Origin of the sequence: Micromonospora maritima, assembly GCF_902825405.1 — a bacterium.
Lineage (GTDB): Bacteria > Actinomycetota > Actinomycetes > Mycobacteriales > Micromonosporaceae > Micromonospora > Micromonospora maritima.
Window position 1 is genome coordinate 1 of the sequence record NZ_CADEAU010000576.1, and the last position, 3153, is coordinate 3153.

The 3153-nt window shown below is 74.0% G+C and carries 4 protein-coding genes; 1 reads left to right on the forward strand and 3 read right to left on the reverse strand.

Annotated elements, in window-relative coordinates; all coding sequences use genetic code 11:
* A partial coding sequence (locus tag HUW36_RS29300) for a glycoside hydrolase family 10 protein (RefSeq protein WP_174531076.1) occupies nucleotides 1-1371 on the forward strand: 1371 nt, incomplete at its 5' end.
* Between the two features lie 48 nt (nucleotides 1372-1419).
* Here HUW36_RS29300 and HUW36_RS29305 read toward each other — a convergent pair.
* From HUW36_RS29305 to HUW36_RS29315, 3 genes are all read right to left on the reverse strand, one after another.
* Nucleotides 1420-1980, reverse strand: a complete 561-nt coding sequence (locus HUW36_RS29305) for a DUF5872 domain-containing protein (RefSeq protein ID WP_174531077.1) — start codon at nucleotides 1978-1980, stop codon at nucleotides 1420-1422.
* Between the two features lie 39 nt (nucleotides 1981-2019).
* Nucleotides 2020-2556, reverse strand: a complete 537-nt coding sequence (locus HUW36_RS29310; protein WP_246248384.1) for a hypothetical protein — start codon at nucleotides 2554-2556, stop codon at nucleotides 2020-2022.
* 33 nt (nucleotides 2557-2589) lie between these two features.
* Nucleotides 2590-3153 (reverse strand): hypothetical protein (locus HUW36_RS29315; protein WP_174531078.1); only part of this gene is annotated, 564 nt, incomplete at its 5' end.

Sequence of the window (3153 nt, forward strand, 5' to 3'; positions counted from 1 at the left end):
GCCGTCGGCGCCGCGCTGGTCGCGGCCACGGTCGCGGTGGCGACCAGCGCCAGCGCCGGGACCACGCTGGGCGCGGCGGCGGCGGAGCAGGGTCGCTACTTCGGCACCGCGGTGGCCGCGAACAAGCTGTCGGACGCCACGTACGTCGGCATCCTGAACCGCGAGTTCACCATGGTCACCCCCGAGAACGAGATGAAGTGGGACGCCACCGAGCCGTCCCAGGGCCAGTTCACCTACACCAACGCCGACCGGATCGTCGCCCACGCCCAGGCCAACGGCATGCGGGTACGCGGCCACGCACTGGCCTGGCACTCGCAGCAGCCGGGTTGGGCGCAGAACCTGTCCGGCAGCGCGCTGCGCCAGGCGATGGTCAACCACATCACCCAGGTCGCCACGCACTACAAGGGCAAGATCTACGCCTGGGACGTGGTCAACGAGGCGTTCGACGACGGCAACGGCGGCCGCCGCGACTCCAACCTCCAGCGCACCGGCAACGACTGGATCGAGGTGGCGTTCCGCACCGCGCGGGCCGCCGACCCGGGCGCCAAGCTCTGCTACAACGACTACAACACCGACAACTGGACCTGGGCCAAGACCCAGGGCGTCTACAACCTGGTCAAGGACTTCAAGGCCCGGGGCGTGCCGATCGACTGCGTCGGCCTGCAGTCACACTTCAACAGCGGCTCGCCGTACCCGAGCAACTACCGCACCACGTTGCAGAACTTCGCCGCCCTCGGCGTCGACGTGCAGATCACCGAACTCGACATCGAGGGTTCGGGCAGCGCCCAGGCCACCACGTACGCCAACGTGGTCAAGGACTGCCTGGCCGTGTCGCGGTGCACCGGCATCACCGTCTGGGGGATCCGGGACAGCGACTCGTGGCGGGCCGGCGGCACCCCGCTGCTCTTCGACGGCAACGGCAACAAGAAGGCGGCCTACACCGCCGCGCTCGACGCGCTCAACGCCGGCGGCACGCCGCCGCCGACCACCACGCCCCCGACCACCACGCCCCCGACCACGACTCCGCCGACGACCACGCCGCCCACCACCGCGCCGCCCACGACTCCCCCGCCCACCGGCGGCGGGTGCAGCGCGTCGCTCACCACCAACCAGTGGCCGGGCGGGTTCGTCACCACCGTCCGCGTCACCGCCGGCGCCACCCCGCTCAACGGCTGGACGGTGACGCTCACCGTGCCCTCCGGCTCGGCGGTCACCAACACGTGGAGCGCCCAGGCCAGCGGCGCCGGCGGCGCGGTGACCTTCCGCAACGTCAACTACAACGGCCAGGTCGGTGCCGGCGGCAGCACCGAGTTCGGTTTCCAGGGGACCGGCACGGCCCCCGCCGGCACGCCCACCTGCGCGGCCGGCTGACCGAGGTGGCCCGGCGCGGGGAGGCCGCGCCGGGCCACGCCGTCGTCCTCACGCCGCGCGGCGCCGGCCGAGTTCCGACTCCAGGCGTCCGATCAGCGTCTTGCGGGCCTTGCCCCCGCGTTCCCGACGCAGCGCGGCGTTCAGCTGACGGGTGTCGAGGTCCCGCACGAGCTTGACCGCCTCGGCCACCGGCAGCTCGTTCACCTGCTCCGCCGCTGTCGCGTCCCGGCGGGCCCGCTTCGCCGGCCCGGTGTTCGGCACGTACTGCCGGCCGGAGCGCGACGCGCGCCGCTTACGGACGTCGGTCGCCCGGCGCTCCTTCTCCGACAGCTCCTCCCAGGCCTGTTTGGGCAGGTAACGGCCGGTTTCGCCGTCCTTGCGGGCGCGGGTGTCCCCCGACCGGGTCTGCCACTGCTCGCCGCCCCAGCGTTGCAGGGAGCGCTGCCGCTCGTCCTTGGGACCCTCGAAGCCCCCGCCGCGCTTCTTGTACTCGTTCGTCAGCAGCTGCGACTTGCGGGCGGACCACTGCCCCGGCCGCCCGCCCTTGTCCGAGGCCTTGATCTCCTCCTTGAGCCGCTCCCGCAGCTCGGGCCTGGTGTACTTCGCCATGCCCAGGCGTTACCCGCACCGGGCGCGGCCATGCCCGGTTCAGCCGGCACCGGAGCGATAGGTGAGGTCCAGGGTGTCGACCCGGCCGGACCACTCCAACCGCAGGTGCCAGCATCCGGGGGCCGGCAGGTCGAGGATGGACGGTCCGGGCCCGCCGGCCACCTCCCGGGTGACCGGGGTGTCGGTGCCGTCGGGCGTCGCGGTGATCACCAGGGCGGCGGACGCCGCCGGGTCGGTCGCGCCCGGCGCCGGGCGCGCCACCCAGAGGACCTTGTTGGCCGGCCCCTCGCGCCGGCCGTGGGTCAGCGGGTGCCCGAACAGGATCGCGACGATGTCGCCCCGCGCACCGAGCACGTGCGGCACCCAGGTGTCCCCGTGGAAGCCGGCGTCCGCCCACTCCGGCAGCGGACCGGTCGCCACCCGGGAGAGACAGTCCGTCGACGCGGACGAGGCGACGTCCGGTCGCGGGGCCGGTGGCCCCGCGCCCGTGCAGCCGGCCAGCGCCACCACCGACACCAGAACGACCCGGCCCGGACGAGACATCCCGCACCCCCGATCGACGACGAACCTCGTCATCGGGACACCTGCCGCGTCCCGGAGGTTCCCGGCTCAGCCCAGCGAGCCGGCGATCTCGATCGCCTCGTCCCGGCCGAGGTCACCCTCCAGTCGGTAGCTGACCCCGCCCTCCTGCCAGATCAGGGTCGCGGCGGACAGGCGCGCGGTGGCCACCCGCACCGTCCCGCCCCGATCCACGTACGCGAGCGCGTGCGGACCGCCGACCCAGATCGCGAAGTCGCCGTCCACCCGGGTGAACGTGACGTCCGCCCCGGCCGCCCGCTTGTGGAACACCGGGTCGAGCGAGCCGTCGAAGGCGTCCAGCCGCACCGCGCCGCCGCGGTAGAGCAGACTCGCGACCCGGTGGCCGCCGGTGTCGTCCGGGTCGGCCACCAGCACCCGCTCCGGTGCGCCGAGCCGGGCCGGCACCCGGATCGGGAAGCGGACCTGCCGCTGCGCCTCGACAAGCGTGACCGGACGCTGCCCGGGCAGCGGCGACGGGGTGCCACCGGGCGACGGTGTCCCGGACGAGGTGTCGACGACCACGCCGGAGAAGCGCAGCAGCGCGGCCACCGCGTCGGCCAGGGCGGCCCGGCCCGGCGGCAGCGCCACCACCAG

Bases quoted from the DNA above. Each gene is read 5' to 3' on its own strand.
- HUW36_RS29305 (WP_174531077.1), bottom strand. From the start codon at position 1,980: ATGGCGAAGTACACCAGGCCCGAGCTGCGGGAGCGGCTCAAGGAGGAG.
- HUW36_RS29310 (WP_246248384.1), bottom strand. From the start codon at position 2,556: ATGACGAGGTTCGTCGTCGATCGGGGGTGCGGGATGTCTCGTCCGGGC.